General features: G+C 73.4%; 18 protein-coding genes. 8 read left to right on the forward strand and 10 right to left on the reverse strand.

Going from position 1 to position 17,614, the window contains the following annotated elements; all coding sequences use genetic code 11:
* Nucleotides 1–95: 95 nt before the first annotated feature.
* Nucleotides 96–1,334: an MFS transporter gene (locus AB0L25_RS18625; protein WP_500173631.1), complete on the reverse strand. Its 1,239-nt coding sequence runs from the start codon at nucleotides 1,332–1,334 to the stop codon at nucleotides 96–98.
* 375 nt (nucleotides 1,335–1,709) lie between these two features.
* Complete coding sequence (locus AB0L25_RS18630; protein WP_500173633.1) at nucleotides 1,710–2,357, reverse strand: winged helix-turn-helix transcriptional regulator; 648 nt, start codon at nucleotides 2,355–2,357, stop codon at nucleotides 1,710–1,712.
* Nucleotides 2,358–2,472: 115 nt separating this feature from the next.
* Between AB0L25_RS18630 and AB0L25_RS18635 the strand changes: the two genes are divergently transcribed.
* The 4 genes from AB0L25_RS18635 to AB0L25_RS18650 all read left to right on the forward strand — a co-directional run bounded on the left by AB0L25_RS18635 (nucleotide 2,473) and on the right by AB0L25_RS18650 (nucleotide 4,461).
* On the forward strand, nucleotides 2,473–2,706 hold the full coding sequence (locus AB0L25_RS18635; protein WP_500173635.1) for a hypothetical protein: 234 nt from the start codon (nucleotides 2,473–2,475) through the stop codon (nucleotides 2,704–2,706).
* 41 nt (nucleotides 2,707–2,747) lie between these two features.
* Entirely contained in the window at nucleotides 2,748–3,425 is a 678-nt protein-coding gene (locus AB0L25_RS18640) for a DUF998 domain-containing protein (RefSeq protein WP_500173637.1), read from the forward strand.
* A gap of 80 nt (nucleotides 3,426–3,505) precedes the next feature.
* Entirely contained in the window at nucleotides 3,506–4,366 is an 861-nt protein-coding gene (locus AB0L25_RS18645; RefSeq protein WP_500173639.1) for an alpha/beta fold hydrolase, read from the forward strand.
* Between the two features lie 8 nt (nucleotides 4,367–4,374).
* Nucleotides 4,375–4,461: a DUF4287 domain-containing protein gene (locus AB0L25_RS18650; protein ID WP_500173831.1), complete on the forward strand. Its 87-nt coding sequence runs from the start codon at nucleotides 4,375–4,377 to the stop codon at nucleotides 4,459–4,461.
* 369 nt (nucleotides 4,462–4,830) lie between these two features.
* On the opposite strand, the gene AB0L25_RS18655 is transcribed toward AB0L25_RS18650, so the two are convergent.
* The 3 genes from AB0L25_RS18655 to AB0L25_RS18665 all read right to left on the reverse strand — a co-directional run bounded on the left by AB0L25_RS18655 (nucleotide 4,831) and on the right by AB0L25_RS18665 (nucleotide 7,020).
* A complete protein-coding gene (locus AB0L25_RS18655) occupies nucleotides 4,831–5,328 on the reverse strand; it encodes a hypothetical protein (RefSeq protein WP_500173642.1) in 498 nt (165 codons plus the stop codon).
* Between the two features lie 85 nt (nucleotides 5,329–5,413).
* Nucleotides 5,414–6,652, reverse strand: a complete 1,239-nt coding sequence (locus AB0L25_RS18660; protein WP_500173644.1) for an RNA polymerase sigma factor — start codon at nucleotides 6,650–6,652, stop codon at nucleotides 5,414–5,416.
* Nucleotides 6,649–7,020 carry a YciI family protein gene (locus tag AB0L25_RS18665; RefSeq protein WP_500173646.1) on the reverse strand — a complete coding sequence of 124 codons (372 nt, stop codon included), beginning with the start codon at nucleotides 7,018–7,020 and terminating at the stop codon, nucleotides 6,649–6,651. The genes AB0L25_RS18660 and AB0L25_RS18665 overlap by 4 nt, the downstream gene beginning before the upstream one ends.
* Nucleotides 7,021–7,266: 246 nt before the next feature.
* On the opposite strand from AB0L25_RS18665, the gene AB0L25_RS18670 reads away from it, so the two are divergent.
* A complete protein-coding gene (locus tag AB0L25_RS18670; RefSeq protein WP_500173648.1) occupies nucleotides 7,267–7,692 on the forward strand; it encodes a hypothetical protein in 426 nt (141 codons plus the stop codon).
* Nucleotides 7,693–7,838: 146 nt separating this feature from the next.
* On the opposite strand, the gene AB0L25_RS18675 is transcribed toward AB0L25_RS18670, so the two are convergent.
* The 3 genes from AB0L25_RS18675 to AB0L25_RS18685 form a co-directional block, all read right to left on the reverse strand.
* Complete coding sequence (locus AB0L25_RS18675) at nucleotides 7,839–9,467, reverse strand: serine/threonine-protein kinase (protein WP_500173650.1); 1,629 nt, start codon at nucleotides 9,465–9,467, stop codon at nucleotides 7,839–7,841.
* Nucleotides 9,468–9,651: 184 nt separating this feature from the next.
* Nucleotides 9,652–10,668: a TIGR03617 family F420-dependent LLM class oxidoreductase gene (locus AB0L25_RS18680; protein ID WP_500173652.1), complete on the reverse strand. Its 1,017-nt coding sequence runs from the start codon at nucleotides 10,666–10,668 to the stop codon at nucleotides 9,652–9,654.
* Between the two features lie 27 nt (nucleotides 10,669–10,695).
* Nucleotides 10,696–13,083 carry an Hsp70 family protein gene (locus AB0L25_RS18685; protein ID WP_500173654.1) on the reverse strand — a complete coding sequence of 796 codons (2,388 nt, stop codon included), beginning with the start codon at nucleotides 13,081–13,083 and terminating at the stop codon, nucleotides 10,696–10,698.
* Between the two features lie 150 nt (nucleotides 13,084–13,233).
* Here AB0L25_RS18685 and AB0L25_RS18690 point away from each other — a divergent pair, with 150 nt between their 5' ends.
* The 3 genes from AB0L25_RS18690 to AB0L25_RS18700 all read left to right on the forward strand — a co-directional run bounded on the left by AB0L25_RS18690 (nucleotide 13,234) and on the right by AB0L25_RS18700 (nucleotide 16,790).
* On the forward strand, nucleotides 13,234–13,602 hold the full coding sequence (locus AB0L25_RS18690; protein ID WP_500173656.1) for a hypothetical protein: 369 nt from the start codon (nucleotides 13,234–13,236) through the stop codon (nucleotides 13,600–13,602).
* 89 nt (nucleotides 13,603–13,691) lie between these two features.
* Nucleotides 13,692–16,436: a helix-turn-helix transcriptional regulator gene (locus AB0L25_RS18695; RefSeq protein WP_500173658.1), complete on the forward strand. Its 2,745-nt coding sequence runs from the start codon at nucleotides 13,692–13,694 to the stop codon at nucleotides 16,434–16,436.
* Nucleotides 16,437–16,490: 54 nt separating this feature from the next.
* Nucleotides 16,491–16,790: a cupin domain-containing protein gene (locus AB0L25_RS18700; RefSeq protein ID WP_500173660.1), complete on the forward strand. Its 300-nt coding sequence runs from the start codon at nucleotides 16,491–16,493 to the stop codon at nucleotides 16,788–16,790.
* A 25-nt stretch (nucleotides 16,791–16,815) separates the two neighbouring features.
* On the opposite strand, the gene AB0L25_RS18705 is transcribed toward AB0L25_RS18700, so the two are convergent.
* The gene (locus AB0L25_RS18705; RefSeq protein ID WP_500173662.1) at nucleotides 16,816–17,163 is read right to left on the reverse strand and encodes a DUF1330 domain-containing protein; all 348 of its coding nucleotides are present in this window, start codon (nucleotides 17,161–17,163) and stop codon (nucleotides 16,816–16,818) included.
* A gap of 64 nt (nucleotides 17,164–17,227) precedes the next feature.
* Nucleotides 17,228–17,596 (reverse strand): nuclear transport factor 2 family protein, encoded by a 369-nt coding sequence (locus tag AB0L25_RS18710; RefSeq protein ID WP_500173664.1) that lies wholly within the window; start codon nucleotides 17,594–17,596, stop codon nucleotides 17,228–17,230.
* Nucleotides 17,597–17,614 lie beyond the last annotated feature (18 nt).

The raw sequence follows: 17,614 nt of genomic DNA on the forward strand, positions 1-17,614 counted from the left end.
GAGGGGAGCACCCATGTCGATACTGCGTTCACGGGTACCACCTCCTCGTTCTCCGGCACGGCCACCGAGAGGTTAGCAGTGGTCGCCATGGTCCGCTAACGGGTTTTCGAGCGGTCATGGTTCCTCTCTGCGACCTGCTTCTGACAATGGTCGCCGATCCTCGCGAAGCCGGTGGTCACCGCTGCTGTTCCGATGGCCGCTGCGGTGATCAGAGCGGTCGTGGGCCAGCCGAACCACTCGACCGCCGCGGCTCCAAATGCGGTTCCGAGACTGCCGCCAACGAAGTAGACCAGCATGTACGCGCTGTTGAAGCGCGCCGGCGCAGATGGGTCGATCGCCAGAACGGTGCTCTGATTGGCGACCTGGGCGGCGAACAGCCCTGCGTCGAAGACGGCGAGACAGATCAAGGTCACGGCCGTGTTCGACAGGCTGAAGCCCATGGCGACCGCAGCCACTCCGGCGACCATGAGGCCGATCAAGATCACTCGACGAGCACCCACGCGGTCGGTCCACGCCCCGGCGACCTGCGTGGCCAGGACGCCCGACAGGCCGGCCAGCGCGTACAGGCCGACCTGTTCGGCTGACAAGGAATATGGGGGCTCGGACAGTGCTACGGCGATACCGGCCCATACCGCGCAGAAGGCGAAGAACCATAGCGAGCCCCGCAGAGCGGCGGCACGCAGGACCGGGTGGTGGACGATCAATCCCGGCACCGAACGCAGGGAAGCGAGATATCCACGCCCGGTGCCTCTGGCCGCATTGGGCAGCACCAGCACGCACCCCAGGGCGATGAGTCCGCATGCAGCGGCGAACACGAGCAGCATCGCGCGCCATCCGAACTCGTCGGTCAGCCACCCGCCGACGATTCGGCCGGCAAGGATTCCCACCGAGATGCCGGCGGTCACCGTCCCCAGAACGGTCGCGCGCCGCCGCGCGTGTGCCAGTCGACCCGCGACCGAACTCAGACCTGCCCCCACCGCCGAGCATGCTCCGATCACGATCATCACCGCTCCCAGGAGTGTGACGGTGCCGGCGGCGGCGCCGACCACGAGCCCACATGCCAGGACCCCGAACTGAGCGGCGAGGACGCGCCCCGGCGCGAGCCGGTCGACCAGCGGCACGAGAAGCGCGAGCCCGACCATGTAGCCGACGGGGCCGCAAGCGAGCGCCAGCCCGACGGCAGTGATGTCAGCCCCCAGCGAGTCCGCCACCTTCGCGATCGCCGGCTGCATCGGGTAGATCGTCGAGGTGCCCAGCGCGGCCGCGACCGCCATGAACACGATCACGGAACTGCGGAGCGGAACAGGGCCCTCTGCCTTGGTGTCAGTCTGCACCCGGCAACCGTAGGAAGACGATTCCTCCAGCACTGGCGGTAATGCGACGTCACCATCCCAACAGGACGGCCCGAGGACCTTGCGCAAGCAAGAGGTCTGTAAGACCGTTACGCACCGGCGACCACGAACAGTGGCCAGAAGGCGACTGCCGCCGAGCCGCCTGTCGTGCGAGCCGGGCGTCGAGTGGGACCTGGGGCAGCACGACGTTCTGCCCTCCGCCTCTGGTCGAACGGCTCGTCGCCGACCAGATCGAATTCCTCACCATCCACCGGAGCGAGCAGCGCCGACCCGCCGGCAACGCGCCCATGGCAACCGAACGAACACCGACCGCATTGCGGTAGCCACCCGATGCCTCCGGAAGGGCCTGTCCCGCTGTCAGAAACGGAACGCCTGGACGAACCGGTGAAGGAGTTCGGGTTCGCCCTCCACCTGCACGCTGCCATCGGCGAGTGCTTGGTCGGGGGACTTGGCGCCGGTCATCAGCGCGTGGATTCCCTGCTCGTTCTGCCTTTCGATGACCAGGTCAGGGGCCGGGTGCGGGCCGATGCCGACCGTCAGGGCGCCAGCGGTGATCTGGATGTGGAGGGTGAACTCGCCCATGCGGACCTCGTAGCCGACGGTGGTGTCCTGGGCCTCCTGTGGGCGGTAGGTGGTGCGGAAGGCCATGGCGACCGATTCGGCGGTGATGGTCTCGCCGGGGAGGGGTTCGGTCATCGTGCGGGCCCCCCAGCGGCCGAGTGCGATCAGTGCCGGTTCCAGGTCGCGGCCGTAGTCGGTGAGTTCGTAGACGATCGCGCGCTCGGGGCGGGGCAGCGGGCGGCGGGTGGCCAGGCCCGCCTCCTCTAGTTGCTTGAGGCGGGCCGACAGGATGTTGGTCGGGATGGCCGGCAGGCCTTTGCGCAGGTCGGTGTAGCGCTGAGGGCCCGAGAGCAGGTTGCGGACGATCAACAGCGTCCAGCGTTCGCCGACCATCTCCAACGCGCGGGCCAAGCCACAGAACTGTCCGTACTTGCGAGCCGTCATGAGGCACATCCTATAGCGAGCTTCGCTTGACAAAGCTTGCTTGCTAATAACAAGCTTACTTTTCGTTCGGCCACTCCGGCCGGATTCGCGGCGTGCCGGCAAGGAGTTGATCGCAATGACCGATGGCCTGACAGGGCGGAAGATCGCGGCCGGGCTGTTCGTCTCGCTGGACGGTGTGGTGGAGGCCCCGGAGCGGTGGCACTTCCCGTACCTGAACAGGGAGATGACCGCAGCGGTCGGGAGGGGCCGGCGCCTGTTCCCCGACGGCACCGCGCCCGTGCCGCTGAAGCTGGTCCGGTCGGTCGCCTTCGCCACCGGCGTGCTCGATCTGGCCTACCAGCCGGCCTGACCCGTTCATCCGGCCGAAACCCACCGACCAAGGAGCTTCTCATGACCCACACGATCCATCCCCCGGCCGCCACCGTCCGCACCGCGCACGCCCCCCGCCCGGCGGCCCGGCCGCTGCTGGGCTGCGCGATGGCCGCGGGTCCGCTGTTCCTGGCGGCAGGCGTGACCCAGGGGCTGCTCCGTGACGGCTACGACTTCACCCGCAACGCCATCAGCCAGCTCAGCCTCGGTGACCTGGGCTGGATCCAGGAGACCAGCTTCGTGCTCACCGGAGTACTGATCATCGTCGGCGCGGCCGGTGTGCGGCGGACGCTGGACGGCGGGCCCGGCGGCACCTGGGCGCCCAGGCTCATCGCCGTGTTCGGAGCCTCGTTCCTGGTCAGCGCGGTCTTCCCCGCCGACCCCGGCGCCGGTTTCCCGCCCGGCGCCGCCGAGGGCCCGACCGCCTCGCTCAGCGCGAGCGGCGCCGTCCACATGTTCGGCGGCATGGTCGGCTACCTGGCACTATGCGCGGCGTTCCTGGTGCTGGCCCGGTACTTCTCGGTCCAGGGCCGCCGCGGCTGGGCCGCGGTCTCCCGGATCGTTCCGGTGGCGGTCCTGGCCGGTTTCGCCGGTTCGGCCGCCAGCGTGCTGGTCTTCTTCGCGGGTGCGGCACTGGGCCTGGTGTGGCTCACCGCCACCGCCGCGCGGCTCGCCGCCGCACCGTCGACCGGACGGTGACCGCCGAACCTTCGACCGCCCACGGCGGGCGGGCATGTCACCGGCCCGCCTCCACATCCTCGGAATGAATGGAAACACCGATGCACGGCACTGAGATCAGGACGCTTCAGGTTCCCGGAGCGACCCTGCACTACGAGGTCCGCGGAACGGGCCCGCTACTGCTGATGATCCCCGGCGCACCCGCCGACGCTGGGGCGCTGACCGCCCTGGCGGCGTGCCTGGCCGACCGCTACACCGTCGTCACCTATGACCAGCGCGGCCTGTCCCGCAGCGTCCTCACCGGCCCGCCCACCGACACCGACGTCGCGGTCTTCGCCGACGACGCCCACCGGCTGGTGGCCGCCCTGGGCGACGAGCCGGCCTACGTGCTGGGCAACAGCGGCGGCGCGCTCACCGCCCTGGACCTCGCGGCCCGTCACCCGGAGCAGGTCCGCGCACTGGTCGTGCACGAGCCGCCGCTGCCTGAACTGCTGCCCGACCGCGACCACTGGCGGGCGGCGTTCCAGGACGTGTACGAGACCTACCGCGTCCACGGGGCGGGCGCGGCGATGGGCAGGTTCATCAGCACCGTCGACGGGACGAGCGACGCGCCCCCCGAGATGACCGACCCGAGTGGGATGCCGCCCGAGGCACTGGAGATGATGGGCCGCATCCAGGGCAACCTCGATCACTTCCTGTCCCACGTGCTGCTGCCCGTGCTGCGCTTCTCCCCCGACATCGCCGCGCTGAACTCGCGTTCCCTGCAGATCACCATCGGTGTCGGGGCGACCTCGGGCGACGGAGTCCCCGCCCAGTCGGCCCGGGTGCTGGGCGAGCGGCTCGGCGTCGCACCGATCACGTTTCCCGGTGACCACCAGGGCCTGGCGACCGCCCCCACCGCCTGCGCCGACATCGTCCACACCGCCCTCGACGGATCGACCCCATCGACTCCTCGCCGCTGACCGGGCACATGGAGATCGTCGGCTGGCTCAAGACCGAACATGGACTCGGACACGCCAACGTCCTGGTCGCCCACACCCACACCGCCAGGAAATAGCCCGCCGGCTCCTCCCGTGGGCGCCCGACGCATCGGGCGCCCACGGGACCCCGTACCGGGCCAGGGTCTTCATCCGCCGGACCGGCACCTTGTCCACTCGCACTCGGCCCAGCTCGAACCGGCTGCTGCCACGGCTGCCGAAGAACCTCGCCAGAGGCCCGGTGTTCGTCACCCACCGCCGTCCCAGACCGGGCGAGGTCGGCTCGTCGCGGGACGTGTGCCCGGACACCGGCTGGGACCTGCACGAGTTCCCCCCGTCGGGTACGAACTGCGGCTCGGGCGCCATCAGCGCGTCCATCGCTTCCGCGAGCGCGGACGTGCCGCTGCGCTCACTTCATTCGGCTCTTTCAGCGAGGCGCTGGACCTGGTCTACGGGACAGCCGACCGAAAATCATCGCCGTAGCCCACACGATGGTGGCGGTGGGTGTGGGTGCAGATGGCCAGGGCGGTTCCTAGGCCCGCGAAGGCTAGGCCGCCGACGAGGCCCACCCAGGACGACCAGCCTTCGGTGTCGCCGACGCTGAAGCCGAACGGGGCGGCGATCATGGTGGCGAGGCCGTACGGGGTCAGCAGGATCGCGCCCGTCCAGCCGGGCAGGAGCAGCGTCCAGCGGGGCAGGCGGGTGCCCCAGGGAAGGACCAGGGCCGCCAGCAGGAGCATTCCCGCCAGTGCCCCGAACACGGTGAAGTCCAGGCCGTGGCGTTCCATCCACACGATGGCGGCGGGCGCGCCGTTCTGCTGGAGCCGGGCGGCCATGTCGCCGGCGGGCTTCCCGGCCGTGCCGCCGAACGCCCAGTAGGTCTTCATCAGCACGTAGGGGACCAGGGAGATGACCCCGGCCCAGGCCGCCGTCGTGGCTCTCGTCATGGCCGCGAGTCTTCCGTCCGGTGCGGCCACGGGCCTCCCCTCTCGCGGGTGGCCTCCTCCCCCGTAGGGGTGATCGCGGCGTCGGTCAGGCGAGGTCGCCGGCTTTGCCGAGGAGGTAGCGCTGCTCGACCTGGTTCTCGGTCAGGTCGGCCGCCCGGCGGTAGAGCGCGGCGGCCCGCGCGGTGTCGCCGGTCATCTGGAGCAGGTGGGCGCGGACCGCGTGCTCCCGCTGCCTGGTGAGCGGGTGCCGGTCCAGGTGGTGGCGCTGGTTGAGGTCGTCCAGGAGTGCCAGGCCGCGGGACGGTCCGTGGGCGTGGGCCACCGCCACGACGCGGCTGAGTTGGACCGGTGCGGTGGGGGTGAGCCGTTCGAGCCACAGGTACAGCATGGCGATCTGGGCCCAGTCGGTCTGGTCGGGTGAGGAGGCCGCGGAGTGGACGGCGGCGATCGCGGCCTGGAGCTGGTAGGGGCCCGGCCGGTGGCGGTTCCAGACGCCGTCGATGAGGGCGGTGCCCTCGTCGATGAGGTCGCGGTCCCAGCGGGTGCGGTCCTGCTCGTCCAGGGGGACCAGGTCGCCGCCGTCGGTGCGGGCGGTGCGCCGGGACTCGGTGAGCAGCATCAGCGCCAGCAGGCCGGTCACCTCGGCGTCGCCGGGGAGCGTGGCGTGGAGCATGCGGGTCAGCCGGATGGCCTCGCGGGTCAGGTCGACGCGGGCGAGCCGGTCGCCGGCGGTGGCGGTGTAGCCCTCGTTGAAGATCAGGTAGAGCACCCGCATCACGGCGGTCATGCGGCTGTCGCGGTCGGCGTCGGTGGGCGGTGTGAAGCGGGCCCCCGCGCGGGCGAGTTGCTGTTTGGCGCGGCTGATCCGGGCGCCCATGGTGGATTCGGACGTGCCGTGGGCGTGCGCGATCTCGGCGGTGGTCAGGCCGCCGACCGCGCGGAGCGTGAGCGCCACCTGGGAGGTAGGGGACAGCGCGGGATGGCAGCACAGGAGCAGGACGGTCAGGCTGTCGTCGGTCTCGCGTGGGGGGTGCGCCCGGCGCTCGGGTTCCTGCATGGCCAGTTCGGCCGCGCCGGCCAGGCGCTCGCGGCGGTGGCGGGCCTGGTCGGAGCGGATCAGGTCGACCATGCGCCGGTACCCGACGCGGATGAGCCAGCTGCGCGGGTTCTCCGGGACGCCCTCGACCGGCCAGGTCCGCCCGGCGGTCAGCAGCGCCTCCTGCACCGCGTCCTCGGCGATGTCGAACCGGCCGAAGCGGCGGACCAGCGCGCCGAGCACCTGCGGCGCCTCGGTGCGCAGCAGGTGCTCGAGCTCGTGGTTCACGCCCCGAAGTCCGCACCCATGATCGGGCGGATCTCGATCGGTTCGCCGAGCGCCTCGACGATGCCCGCGGCGATCTCGACGGCGCGCTCCCTGCCGGCCACGTCGATCACGGCGAAGCTCGCCAGGACCTCCTTGAGCTCGGCGAAGGGACCGTCGGTGGCGACCACCGTGTCGCCGTCGCGGTGGACGGTGGTGCTGACCGCCGGGTGGCCCAGGCCCTCGGTGGCGACGAGCTCGCCGGAGGCGATCAGCTCCCGCTCCAGCCTCTGGTAGGTCGCGAAAGCGGCCAGCGCCTCCTCGGACGGGACGTCGGCGGTGGCCGCGTCCCACGCGGCGGCCGGGGTGTAGGCCAGCAGCAGGTATTTCATGGTGAATCCCTTATCGGTCGTCGCAGGCTACGTTACGGGCGGCGCTCAGCACGGCGGGCGGCGTCGCCCGTCCTGGCGGTGGCGGTCATGGCGTCCTCCCTTGTCGGTGGTTCTCGCTCGCCACCTCGGACCCGCATCGGGGATTTTGACGCCGGATGACTGTGATTCAGGTCACATCGCTGGGACGTCAAAGCCCGGTGGGGGTCTCCGACGTACCGGCGAGCAACCACCGCACAGGAGGACGACATGATCGAGACCCAGCGGCCCAGCCCCGGGCTGAAGGCCCTGGACCGTCTGGTCGGTACCTGGAAGGTCACCGGCGGCGCGGAGGGCACCGTGCGCTACGAGTGGATGCCCGGACGGTTCTTCCTGGTCCAGCACGTCGAGCTCACCCAGTTCGGCGAGCCGGTCACCGGCATGGAGGTCATCGGCAACCTGCGTCCGTTCGGTGAGCCGACCGGGACGGACGTGATGTCGCGGTACTACGACTCGGTGGGCAACACCTTCGACTACGTCTACGAACTGGAGGGCGACAAGCTGATCATCTGGGCCGGCGCCAAGGGCGGCCCGGCCTACTTCGAGGGCACCTTCGACGCCGACGACACCACGCTCACCGGTGAGTGGGTCTACCCCGGCGGCGGCGGGTACGCCTCCACCTCGACCCGCGTCTGATCGAGGGACCGGTCCCGGGAGAACACGCGCCGGCGGCGAGCCGTTCTGAACGGCTCGCCGCTGTGTGTTTCCGCCGTTTCCGGTCGCCCCCCTCACGCCGGGGTGGTCGCGCGGTAGTGCTCGGCGATCTCGTCGGGAGGTCCCGCTCAGACGATGCGGGTGCAGAGCCTGCCGCCGCGGAACTCCCAGTCGACGGATCTGTCGGCGGGCGGGCAGTCGCCCCTGGTGAGCGCGGTGACCTTGAGGATGTGCTCGTAGGTCCCCGGGACGGAGTTCGCGCCGCACGGCCAGGAGGTCATGAGGTCGCCGTTGCTGATGGCGACCGTGTCGTCCTCGGGGCCGTCGTGGCCCAGGAAGCAGTCGCCCACCCGGAGTCGCCGCTCGACGCAGAGCGCGATCTCCTCACCGTCCTCGCCGTGGCGCCACCACAGGGACCCGTCGATCTCGCCGGGCTCGGCGCCGCAGTTCGCGGAGCCGTCCCCCACCTCGATCACCTTGAGGTAGGCGTCGTCCCGCGAGCAGTCGACCGCTTTCGGCTTCTCCACGGTCCACTCGTCGTCGTGCGGGGACCTGTACGCGTTCAGGCAGTCGCCCTCCGAGATCTTCTCGAACGCCTTGCGGACGGGGTCGGGCTTGGGGGACGGGGTGGGGCTGCGGCTCTCGGACGCGCTGGGCGTGGGCGCGGGGGCCGCGGCGGACGTCCGGGCGGGTGTCGTCCGCACGGCGGCGGTGTCCGACGAGACCGGCTCGTCGCGGCCGTCGGCGACGGCCCAGACGGCGAACGCGACCACCAGGACGCCCGCCGCAGCGGCCGCGGCGAGGACCGGCGCGGGCTTCGGGGCCGCGGGCAGGCGCATCCGCGGCGTGTCCCGCCGGGCCGGGACCAGCGCCTCGGTCTCCGCCACCCGGGTGGCGATCATCGTGGTGACGGAGTCCGGCAGCGGCGGTTCCCCGCCCTCGACCAGTTCGGAGCAGCGTTCGAGGAACGCGTCCAGGCCGGGCCGGTCGTCCGGGTCCTTCGCGAGGCCGGCCGCGATCAGCGGGAGCAGGGACTCCGGGACGCCGGTCAGGTCGGGCTCCTCGTTGACGACGCGGTAGCCGAGGGCCTCGATCGGCCCCTCGCCGAACGGCCGTCGGCCGGTGGCGGCGAACGCCAGCACGGCGGCCAGGCAGAACACGTCGCCGGCCCGCCCGACCTCGCGTCCCCGGAACTGCTCGGGCGACATGAACCCGGGCGTGCCGACGATGCTCGTGCGGGTGGTCTGCGAGGTGGCGTCGAGCGCCCGGGCGATGCCGAAGTCGATGATGCGGGGCCCGTCCCCGGCGAGCAGGACGTTGCCGGGCTTGAGGTCCCGGTGGATCACGCCGCGCTCGTGGACGGCCATCAGCCCTTCGGCGAGTCCCGCGCCGAGGCCCGCCACCGATGCCGCGGACAGCGCACCGTGCTCGTCGACGGCTTCCTGCAAGGACGGGCCGGCGATGTACTCGGTGACGAGCCAGGGCGGATCGGCGTCGGTGCCGGCGTCCACCACCTGGGCGGTGTGCACGCCCCCGACGCGCCGCGCCGCCGCGATCTCCTGGTCGAATCGCCGCCGGAACCGCCGGTCTCCCGCGAGGTGCGGGTGGATCACCTTGACCGCGACCGGTTTCCCGCCCGGCGACCGGCCCAGGTAGACCCGGCCCATCCCGCCCGCGCCCAGCCGCGCCACCAGCCGGTACTTGCCGACCCGTTTCGGGTCGCCCGCCCGGAGCGGCTCCGTCGTCTCGTTGGGCACTCCGTCCGCCCTCCCGTCGCGCCGGTGACCGGGACGGAACCGATCCGCCGGTCGTCCGGGGACGCACGAGGGCCGAAGCGTCGCGGCGGCCCGGCGGCGCAACCGTTAGAAGAACACCGATGTTCCCATAAGGGTACAGCGAGGGCGCCGCCGAGGCGGTCGGCGCGCTCGGACGACCGCGCGCTTACGGCGTTCCGCTCAGTTCGGACGCGAGGGCGGCGATCGTCTCCCGCGGGTGGGTCGATCCGGGGAAGTAGGCGCAGACGCGCTCGGCCACGTCGCCGAACCGGGCCTTGATCTCGGCGGCGCACTCGGCCGGCGTCCCGACGACCGCGAGAGTGCGCATCACCGTGTCGTCGATCAGGGCGATCATGGCCATGACGTCGCCGGTCTTCGACAGGGCGTTCAGCTCGGGTTGCAGGTCCCCCCACCCCTCGATCTCCAGGACCGGCCTGTACGCCGGGGTCGAGCCGTAGAACGCGAGCAGCCCCTTCACGCCGAAGGCCGCGGCCTCGATCTCCTCGGGGGTGCCGCCCATCGCGACGATCGCCTGCGGATACAGGTCGATCCGCTCGCGGCCCGCCGATTCCAGCCCCTCGGCCACGGCCGGGAGCGTGCGCTCGCGGAAATGCCGGTGGCTGTGGAACGGCATCACCAGCAGCCCGTCGGCGACCTCGGCCGCCGTCCGGGTCATCACCGGGCCCAGCGCGCCGAGCAGGACCGGCGGGACGCCGTAGGGGTTCGGCCCGGGGACGAACGTCGGGGGCATCAGGGTGTGCCTGGTGAACTCGCCGCGGAAGTCGAGCCGGGTGCCGTCCTGCCAGGAGTTCAGGATCGCCTTCACCGCGAGCACCGTCTCGCGCATCCGGGCGGCCGGCCTGCTCCACGTCGCGCCGTACCGGTTCTCGATGTGCGGCCTGATCTGCGAGCCCAGCCCGAGCCGGAACCGGCCCTTGCTGAGCAACTGCAGGTCGTAGGCCATGTTGGCCAGGTTCATCGGGCTGCGGGGGATCGCGATCGCGACGTTGGTCATCAGGTCGGTCGGCGGGACGTCCGGGGCGCCGGCCGCGACGATCAGCGGCAGGAACACATCGTGCGGGCCCTCGAAGGTGAACAGGCCGTCCACCCCGGCCGCGATCAGCTCGCGGGCGCGCCGCGCCGCCTCGTCCGGCCGGCCGTCCAGTTGCACATCGAGCTTCACTGACCGATCTCCGTTCCGTAGAGCCCTTTACCTTGTCTCGTGGGACGTGAAGGCGTACGGCATTCGCTCCGCCTCGCGGGTCATGCGGGCGATGTCCTCTTCGGGCAGGGCCGATTCGGGCGTCGCGGGCATCGACCGCCGCTCGCCGGTGACCAGGTTCTCTGCCGAGACGTGGACGATGCCGTTGGCGTCGACGTCGAAGCAGACTTCGGCCCACGGCACGTCCGGGGCGTCGGCGGGCGGGCCGCCGAGTTCGAGCGTGCCGAGCCGCCGGTTGGACGCGGCGGTCTCCCGCTCGCCCTGGTAGGCGCGGACCTCCACCGTTCCCGGCCGTCCGCCGGCGGGGAGGGACGCGACGGCCTCCGACCGCTTGGTCGGGATCGAGGTGTTCCGCTCGATGATCTTCGTGAAGCCGCCGTCCGCGCGCTCGATCCCGAGGCTCACCGTGGCGACGTCCATGAGCAGGACGTCCGCGACCTCGCCCACGAGAACGCCGGCGTGCAGGCTCGCGCCGGCGGCCGCGCCCTCGTCGGGGTTGACGCTCCGGTCGGGTTCCCTGCCGCCGGTCAGGCCCCTGATCAGCTCGGCGACGGCCGGCATCCGCGTCGCGCCGCCGGCGAGGACGACCTCGTCGATGTCGCTCACCGCCAGCCCGGCGTCCTCGAGCACCTGGTGGAACGGTTTCGCCGCGCGGTCCAGCAGGTCGGCGGTCATCCGCTGGAACTCGGCGCGGGTGAGCGGCTCGTCGAGGTGCAGCGGGCCCGCGGCGCGGGCGATGTGCGGCAGGCTGATCCGCGTCTCCGGCGCGGAGGACAGTGCGATCTTCGCGCGCTCCGCGGCCTCGCGGAGCCGCGCCGGCGCGGTGGCGTCCCGCGACAGGTCCACGCCGGTGGCCCTCTCGAACCTCTCCACCAGCCAGGCGACGATTCGGGCGTCCCAGTCGTCGCCGCCGAGGCGGCCGTCGCCGGAGACCGCCAGGGTCTCGACCACGCCGTCCCCGACGTTCAGCAGCGCCACGTCCAGGGTGCCGCCGCCGAGGTCGAAGACCACGACCGTGGCGTCGTCCGGGCGCAGCGCGAGCCCGCAGGCGACGGCGGACGGCGCGGGGATCAGCCGCAGGACGTTCAGGCCCGCGATCCGCCCCGCCTCCGTGACGGCCCGGCGCCCGCTCTCGGAGAGCCGGGCCGGGACAGTGAGGACCGCGTCGGTGACCGGTTCCCCGAGGCGGGCCTCGGCGTCGCTCTTGAGCTTCCGCAGGACGAACGCGCCGATCTGCTGGGGGACGAAGTCCGCGCCGCCGATCCCTCTCTTCTGGGGGGCGTCCATCTCGCGGACGGCCCATCGGACGGTCCGTTCCGGGTGGAGGATCGCCTGCTGTTCGGCGGCGCGGCCGACCAGCAGCGTGCCGTCCGGGGCGAAGGCGACCACGGACGGTGTGCCGCGCAGCCCGTGCGCGTCGGCGATGACGGTGGGCCGCCCACCGTCCAGCACGCAGATCGTCGACGTCCGGGAGCCCAGGTCGATCCCGATCGCCCGGCGCTTCGCCGTCCCGAAGGGACGGGTGTAGGCGCGGGTGTCGTGGGGGTCCGCGCCGGTCGTCCCGGGCGCGTCCGCCTCGGTGAGCGCGCTCAGGCGGGCCAGCAGCACCGGGGCCGTGGGCCGCGCCGCGGGATCGTGCCGCAGGCACTCGCTCACGATCTCCCGCAGCGGCCCCGCCAGCTCTCCCAGCCGCGGCTCGCCGTGCAGGACCCGGTGGACGAGCACGTGCGCGGCGCCCGTGCCGAACGGCCCCCGGCCCGTCGCCGCGTACACCAGCAGGCCGCCGAAGGAGAACACGTCGCTGGGCTGCTCCACCCGTCCGCCCCGGCACTGCTCGGGCGACATGTACGCGGGTGTGCCGATCGGGTGCGCGCCGGTCAGCAGGGTCGCGTCCGGGGTGACGGCCAGGCCGAAGTCGATCACTTTGGGGCCGTCCGCGGCGAGGAGCACGTTCGACGGCTTGAGGTCCCGGTGGGTCAGGCCCTCGGCGTGGATCGCGGACATCGCCTCGGCCAGCGCGACGGCGAGGTCGAGCAGTTCCCGTGCGGGCAGCGGGCCGTCCGCCCGCACCCGCTCGTGCAGCGACGCGCCCTCGATGTACGCGGTGGCCAGCCAGGGCGGGGAGCCGCCGGCGTCGGCGCTCATCACCGGGGCGGTGAAGATGCCCGGGACGCGTCTCATCGCGGCGATCTCGCGGGCGAAGCGGCGGCGGAAGGCGGGGTCCGCGGCGTACTCGGACCGGACGACCTTCACCGCGACCCGCCGGCCGCCGGGCGAACGTCCCAGGTAGACCCGGCCCATGCCGCCCTCGCCGAGCAGCCCCTCGATGCGGAAGTCCGCGATCGTCCGCGGATCGTCAGGCCGCAGCGGCTCCAACGGCCACCTCCCCGCATCGACTCGGCCCCAGGGTAACCGCGTGACCGTCCGGCTCGTTGCGCTGCGGCGCCGTCCGTCTCCACCTTCGGACAGGGCTGTTTCACCGGTCGGGCAGTTCCACCGGTCGGGGGGATCACGGATCGTGGGGCCATGCGCTCCCCCATCGGTGTTCTCGCCCTCGCCGCGGCCGGTACCGTCACGGCCCTGGCCGCCTCCCCGGCGCTGGCGTCCGCTCCCCCTCCGTTCCCGGTGTGCGTTCCGGAGGCGCCGGTGTGCGCCGGCGTCACCGGCGAGCCCGGGAACCACTACTACACCTTCCGCTTCCAGCCGCCGCCGACCGGTTCCCTGTCGTTCACCGTCAACGGCGCCTACGCGCCCGGCAACGTGTCCTATGTGTCCGGCCCCAATTACCTGCGCGGGGATTTCTGGCCCGCCGCGCAGTTGGTCAGCGGCGACGAGGTCTGCATGAGGTACACGCAGTTCGACCGGCCGGGCGAGACCTGCGACACCGTGCCGTAGGCGGGCTCCGGGTCACGGACGTCCGTGGTGCTCCCCCGTCCGAGAGGAGGCGCGAAGCCCTGTATCTCTAGAGGGGGACAAAGGGGGCGATGCGCATCATGGCGGGGCCGGTCGAGTTGTACGGGAGAGAGCCGGAGGTCGCGGCGGTCGCGGAGCTGCTCGCCGGGGCGCGCCGCGGCGAGAGCGCGGCGCTGGTGGTGCGCGGGGAGCCGGGCATCGGCAAGACGGCGCTCCTCGACCACGCCGCCGCGGCGGCCGGGGGCATCCGGACGGTCCGCGGGACGGGCGTCGAGTTCGAGGCGGAGCTGCCGTACTCGGGCCTCCAGTTGCTGCTGCGTCCCGCCCTGGGACGCCTCGCCGCGCTGCCCGCGCCGCAGCGCGCGGCCCTGGAGGCGGCGTGCGGGCTCGGCGCGGGAGGCGGCGCCGACCCGATGCTGGTGGGGCTCGCGGTGCTGTCCCTCCTCACCGACCACGCGGGCGCGGACGGGGCGCTCTGCCTGGTCGACGACGCGCAGTGGCTCGACCGGGCCTCGCGGGACGCGCTGCTGTTCGCCGCGCGGCGCCTGCAGGCCGAGGGCGTCGTGATGCTCTTCGCCGTCCGGGAGGGCGAGGGCGACTTCCCGGCGGCGGGCCTTCCGGAGCTGCGGCTGGCCGGGCTGGCCCCGGAGGCGGCGGCCGCCCTGCTCGACCGGTTCCCGCTCGATCCCGCCCTCCGCTACCGCCTGCTCGCCGAGGCGGGCGGGAACCCGCTGGCGCTGCTGGAGTTGCCGGTCGCCCTGGCCGCCGAGGGCGGCGGTGCGTTCGCGCCGCGCGCGCTCCCCCTGACCGACCGCCTGCGGCTGGCCTTCCACGGCCAGATCGGCCGGATGCCGGAGGCGTGCCAGAGCGTGCTGCTGGCGGCGGCGGCCGAGGAGTCCGGCGAGGTGGCCGTGATCCTGCGCGCCGCCGCCGCGCTGGGCGCGACCGTCGAGGCCCTGGCCCCCGCCGAGCGGGCCGGCCTGGTGCTGCGCGGGGACGCCGAGGGCGTGCTCCGCTTCCGCCATCCGCTGGTCCGCGCCGCCGTGTACCAGCGGGCGCCGCTCGCGCGGCGGCTCGCCGTGCACCGGGCGCTCGCCGCCGCCCTCGACGCGCCCGAGCACGCCGACCGCCGGGCGTGGCACCTGGCGGCCGCCGCCACCGGACCGGACGGCGAGGTCGCCGCGGCGCTCGAACGCACCGCCGTCCGCGCCCGGGAACGCAGCGGCCACAAGGCGGCGGCGGCCGCGTACGAGCAGGCCGCGCGGCTGAGCGCCGGGCCCGACGACCGGGCCCGGCGCGAGGCCCTGGCGGCGGAGTCGGCCCTGGAGGCGGGCGACCTGGAACGTGCCAGGGCCCTGGCGACGCGCGCGTCCCGGCGGCCGGACCGGGACCCGGCCGCGAAGGCGCGGACCGCCGCCGTGCGGGCGCACGCGGACTTCTGGCAGGGGTCCTACGCCGCCGCCCACCGGGCGCTGCTGGACGGCGCCGCGCTCGTCCGCGACACCGACCCGGACCGGGCCGCCGCGCTGCTGGTCCAGGCCGTCCACCCGTCCTGGTACCTGGGCGAGGCGGCGCTCGCGGCGACGCTGGACCGGCTGACCGCGCTGCCGCTGGACGACGCGAGCCCGTTCGCGCCGATCGGCCCCTTCCTCGCCCACCTCGACCGGGACCGCGCGGGACGGCCGCCGGGGCTGGGCGGCACCGTCGCCGAGGTGCGGCGGCGGGGCGGCGTCCCCGACCAGGTGCTGATGATCCTGTGCGGTGCGGCGCTCGCGCTGGGGCAGGACGCCGACGCGCACGCGCTGGCCGCCGAGCTGGCCGCCGAGCAGCGCGCCCGGGGCGGCGCCGGACGGCTGCCGACCGTGCTGTTCTTCGTGGCCGAGGGCGAGGTGTTCACCGGACGGCATCTGGACGCGCTCGCCACGGCGTCCGAGGCCCTCGGGCTCGCCCGCGCCACCGGGCAGCGGCAGTGGGTCGGCCAGTTCGGCGGCGTGCTCGCCTACCTCGACGCGGCGCGCGGGCAGGAGGCGGACTGCCGCCGCAACGCCGAGGACGGGTTCGCCGGGGCCGCCGTCGGCGGCGTGTCGCCCGGCGCGCCGTGGGCGCACTGGTCGCTCGGGCTGCTGGACCTCGGGCTGGGCCGCGCCGAGGCGGCGCTCGCCCGGTTCGAGCGGCTGACCCGCGAGCCGATGCGCCATCACATCTGCGCCACCCGCTCCACCCCCGACCTGGTGGAGTCGGCCGTCCGGGTCGGGACGCCGGAGCGCGCGGCGGAGCCGCTGGAGCGCTTCGAGCGGTGGGCGGGGGCGGTGCGGCGGCCGTGGGCGGACGCGCTCGTGCTGCGCTGCCGCGGGCTGCTGGCCGCCGACGACCGGGCCGAGTCGTTCTACACCGAGGCCCTGAGCCTGCACGACCGGGACGGCCGCGCGCTGGAGTACGCCAGGACCGCGCTGCTCTACGGCGAGTGGCTGCGCCGGGCCAAGCGCAAGGCCGAGGCGCGGGGGCGGCTGCAGGACGCGCTGGACGTCTTCGACCGGCTCGGCATGCGCCCGTGGGCCGACCGCGCCCGCGGCGAGCTCACCGCGACCGGCGTCCCGGACCGGGGCGCGCGGGCCGGCGGCGCGGCCGCCGTCCTCACCCCGCAGGAGCTCCAGATCGTGCGGCTCGCCGCGCAGGGGCTGTCCAACCGCGACATCGCGGCGCGGCTCTTCCTCAGCCACCGGACGGTCGGCTACCACCTCTACAAGGCGTATCCCAAGCTCGGCGTCGCCTCCCGGGGCGAGCTGAAAGACGTCGCCGGCCGGCTGGGGCTGTGAGAGGCTGCCCCGATGACAGCTCCCGAACAGGTCCTTCCCGGACAAATCCTTCCCGTGGACGTCGACGAGGTCCCGGCGGTCGAGATCGGTCCGGGGGTCCGCGCCCGGACGCTCCCGGGCATGCCGGGCATCCGGACGTGGGTGATCGACCTCGACCCCGGCGCCGAATGGCCGGACCTCGACGTGCACGAGACCTACGGCGAGGCGTACTTCGTCGTGCGCGGCGAGCTCATCGAGGGCGACCTCGTCCACGGGCCGGGCACCTACGTGGCGTTCGGTCCGGGGACGAGCCACCGGCCCCGCACCGAGACCGGTGTGCGCGCGTTCGGGTTCAACTACGACGTGCCCGCCTGACAAGCCCCGCCGGCCGGTGGCCGGGCTATTCGGCGCCGAGCGCGTCCCGCATGGCCCGCGCGGCGGGGGCCGGGTCGTAGCCGTCGGGGACGCCCTCGACCAGGATGATGTCGCCCTCGATGTGCCGCGAGCGCAGCGGCGCGATCTCCCGGTACGCGGGCGAGTCCCACCAGGCCCGCGCCTCGGCGATCCCGGGGAAGCCGATCATCACGACGGCTCCGGGCCAGCCGCCCTCCAGCACCTCGTGGGCGGTGAGGTGCACGAGGTAGCGGCCGCCGTACGGCGCGAAGGTGCCGGGCAGGCGCTCGATGTAGTCCGCGATCTCCGGGTGCGGAGGGGCGTCCTGCAGATGGGCGATGACGTAGGCGGTCACGGTTCCTCCTCTGGGTTCGCGTGGACGGCGGGGGCGGGCATGCCGGCCCGCCCCCCGGCGGTGGTCAGGCTCCGGCCGGGACCCGGTCGAGGAAGCCGAGCACCTGGCTGATCCGCCCGTCCGCGCCGACCACCGCGACGTCGAAGCCGATGACGACAGGCTCGCCGCCCTCCGGGCCCAGGTGCCAGGTGAACCGGGCGATGTCGTGGTGGGCGTCCACCGCGCCGCCGAGGCTGAAGACCAGCCCGCCGAACTGCGCCTGGACGGCCGCAATGGTGGCGTCGAGCCCGTCGGTGCCCCGGACGGACGCCAGCGGGTCGGTGTAGACGGCGTCATCGGCGAAGACCTCCGCGAGGATGGCCCGCCGCGCGGCGGCGTCGGTCTCGTTCCACGCGGCGAGGTAGCGCTGGACCAGCTCGGTGATGTCGCTCATGTGCTTCTCCCTGGGGCG

Origin of the sequence: Spirillospora sp. NPDC052242 (assembly GCF_040679555.1) — a bacterium.
Lineage (GTDB): Bacteria > Actinomycetota > Actinomycetes > Streptosporangiales > Streptosporangiaceae > Spirillospora.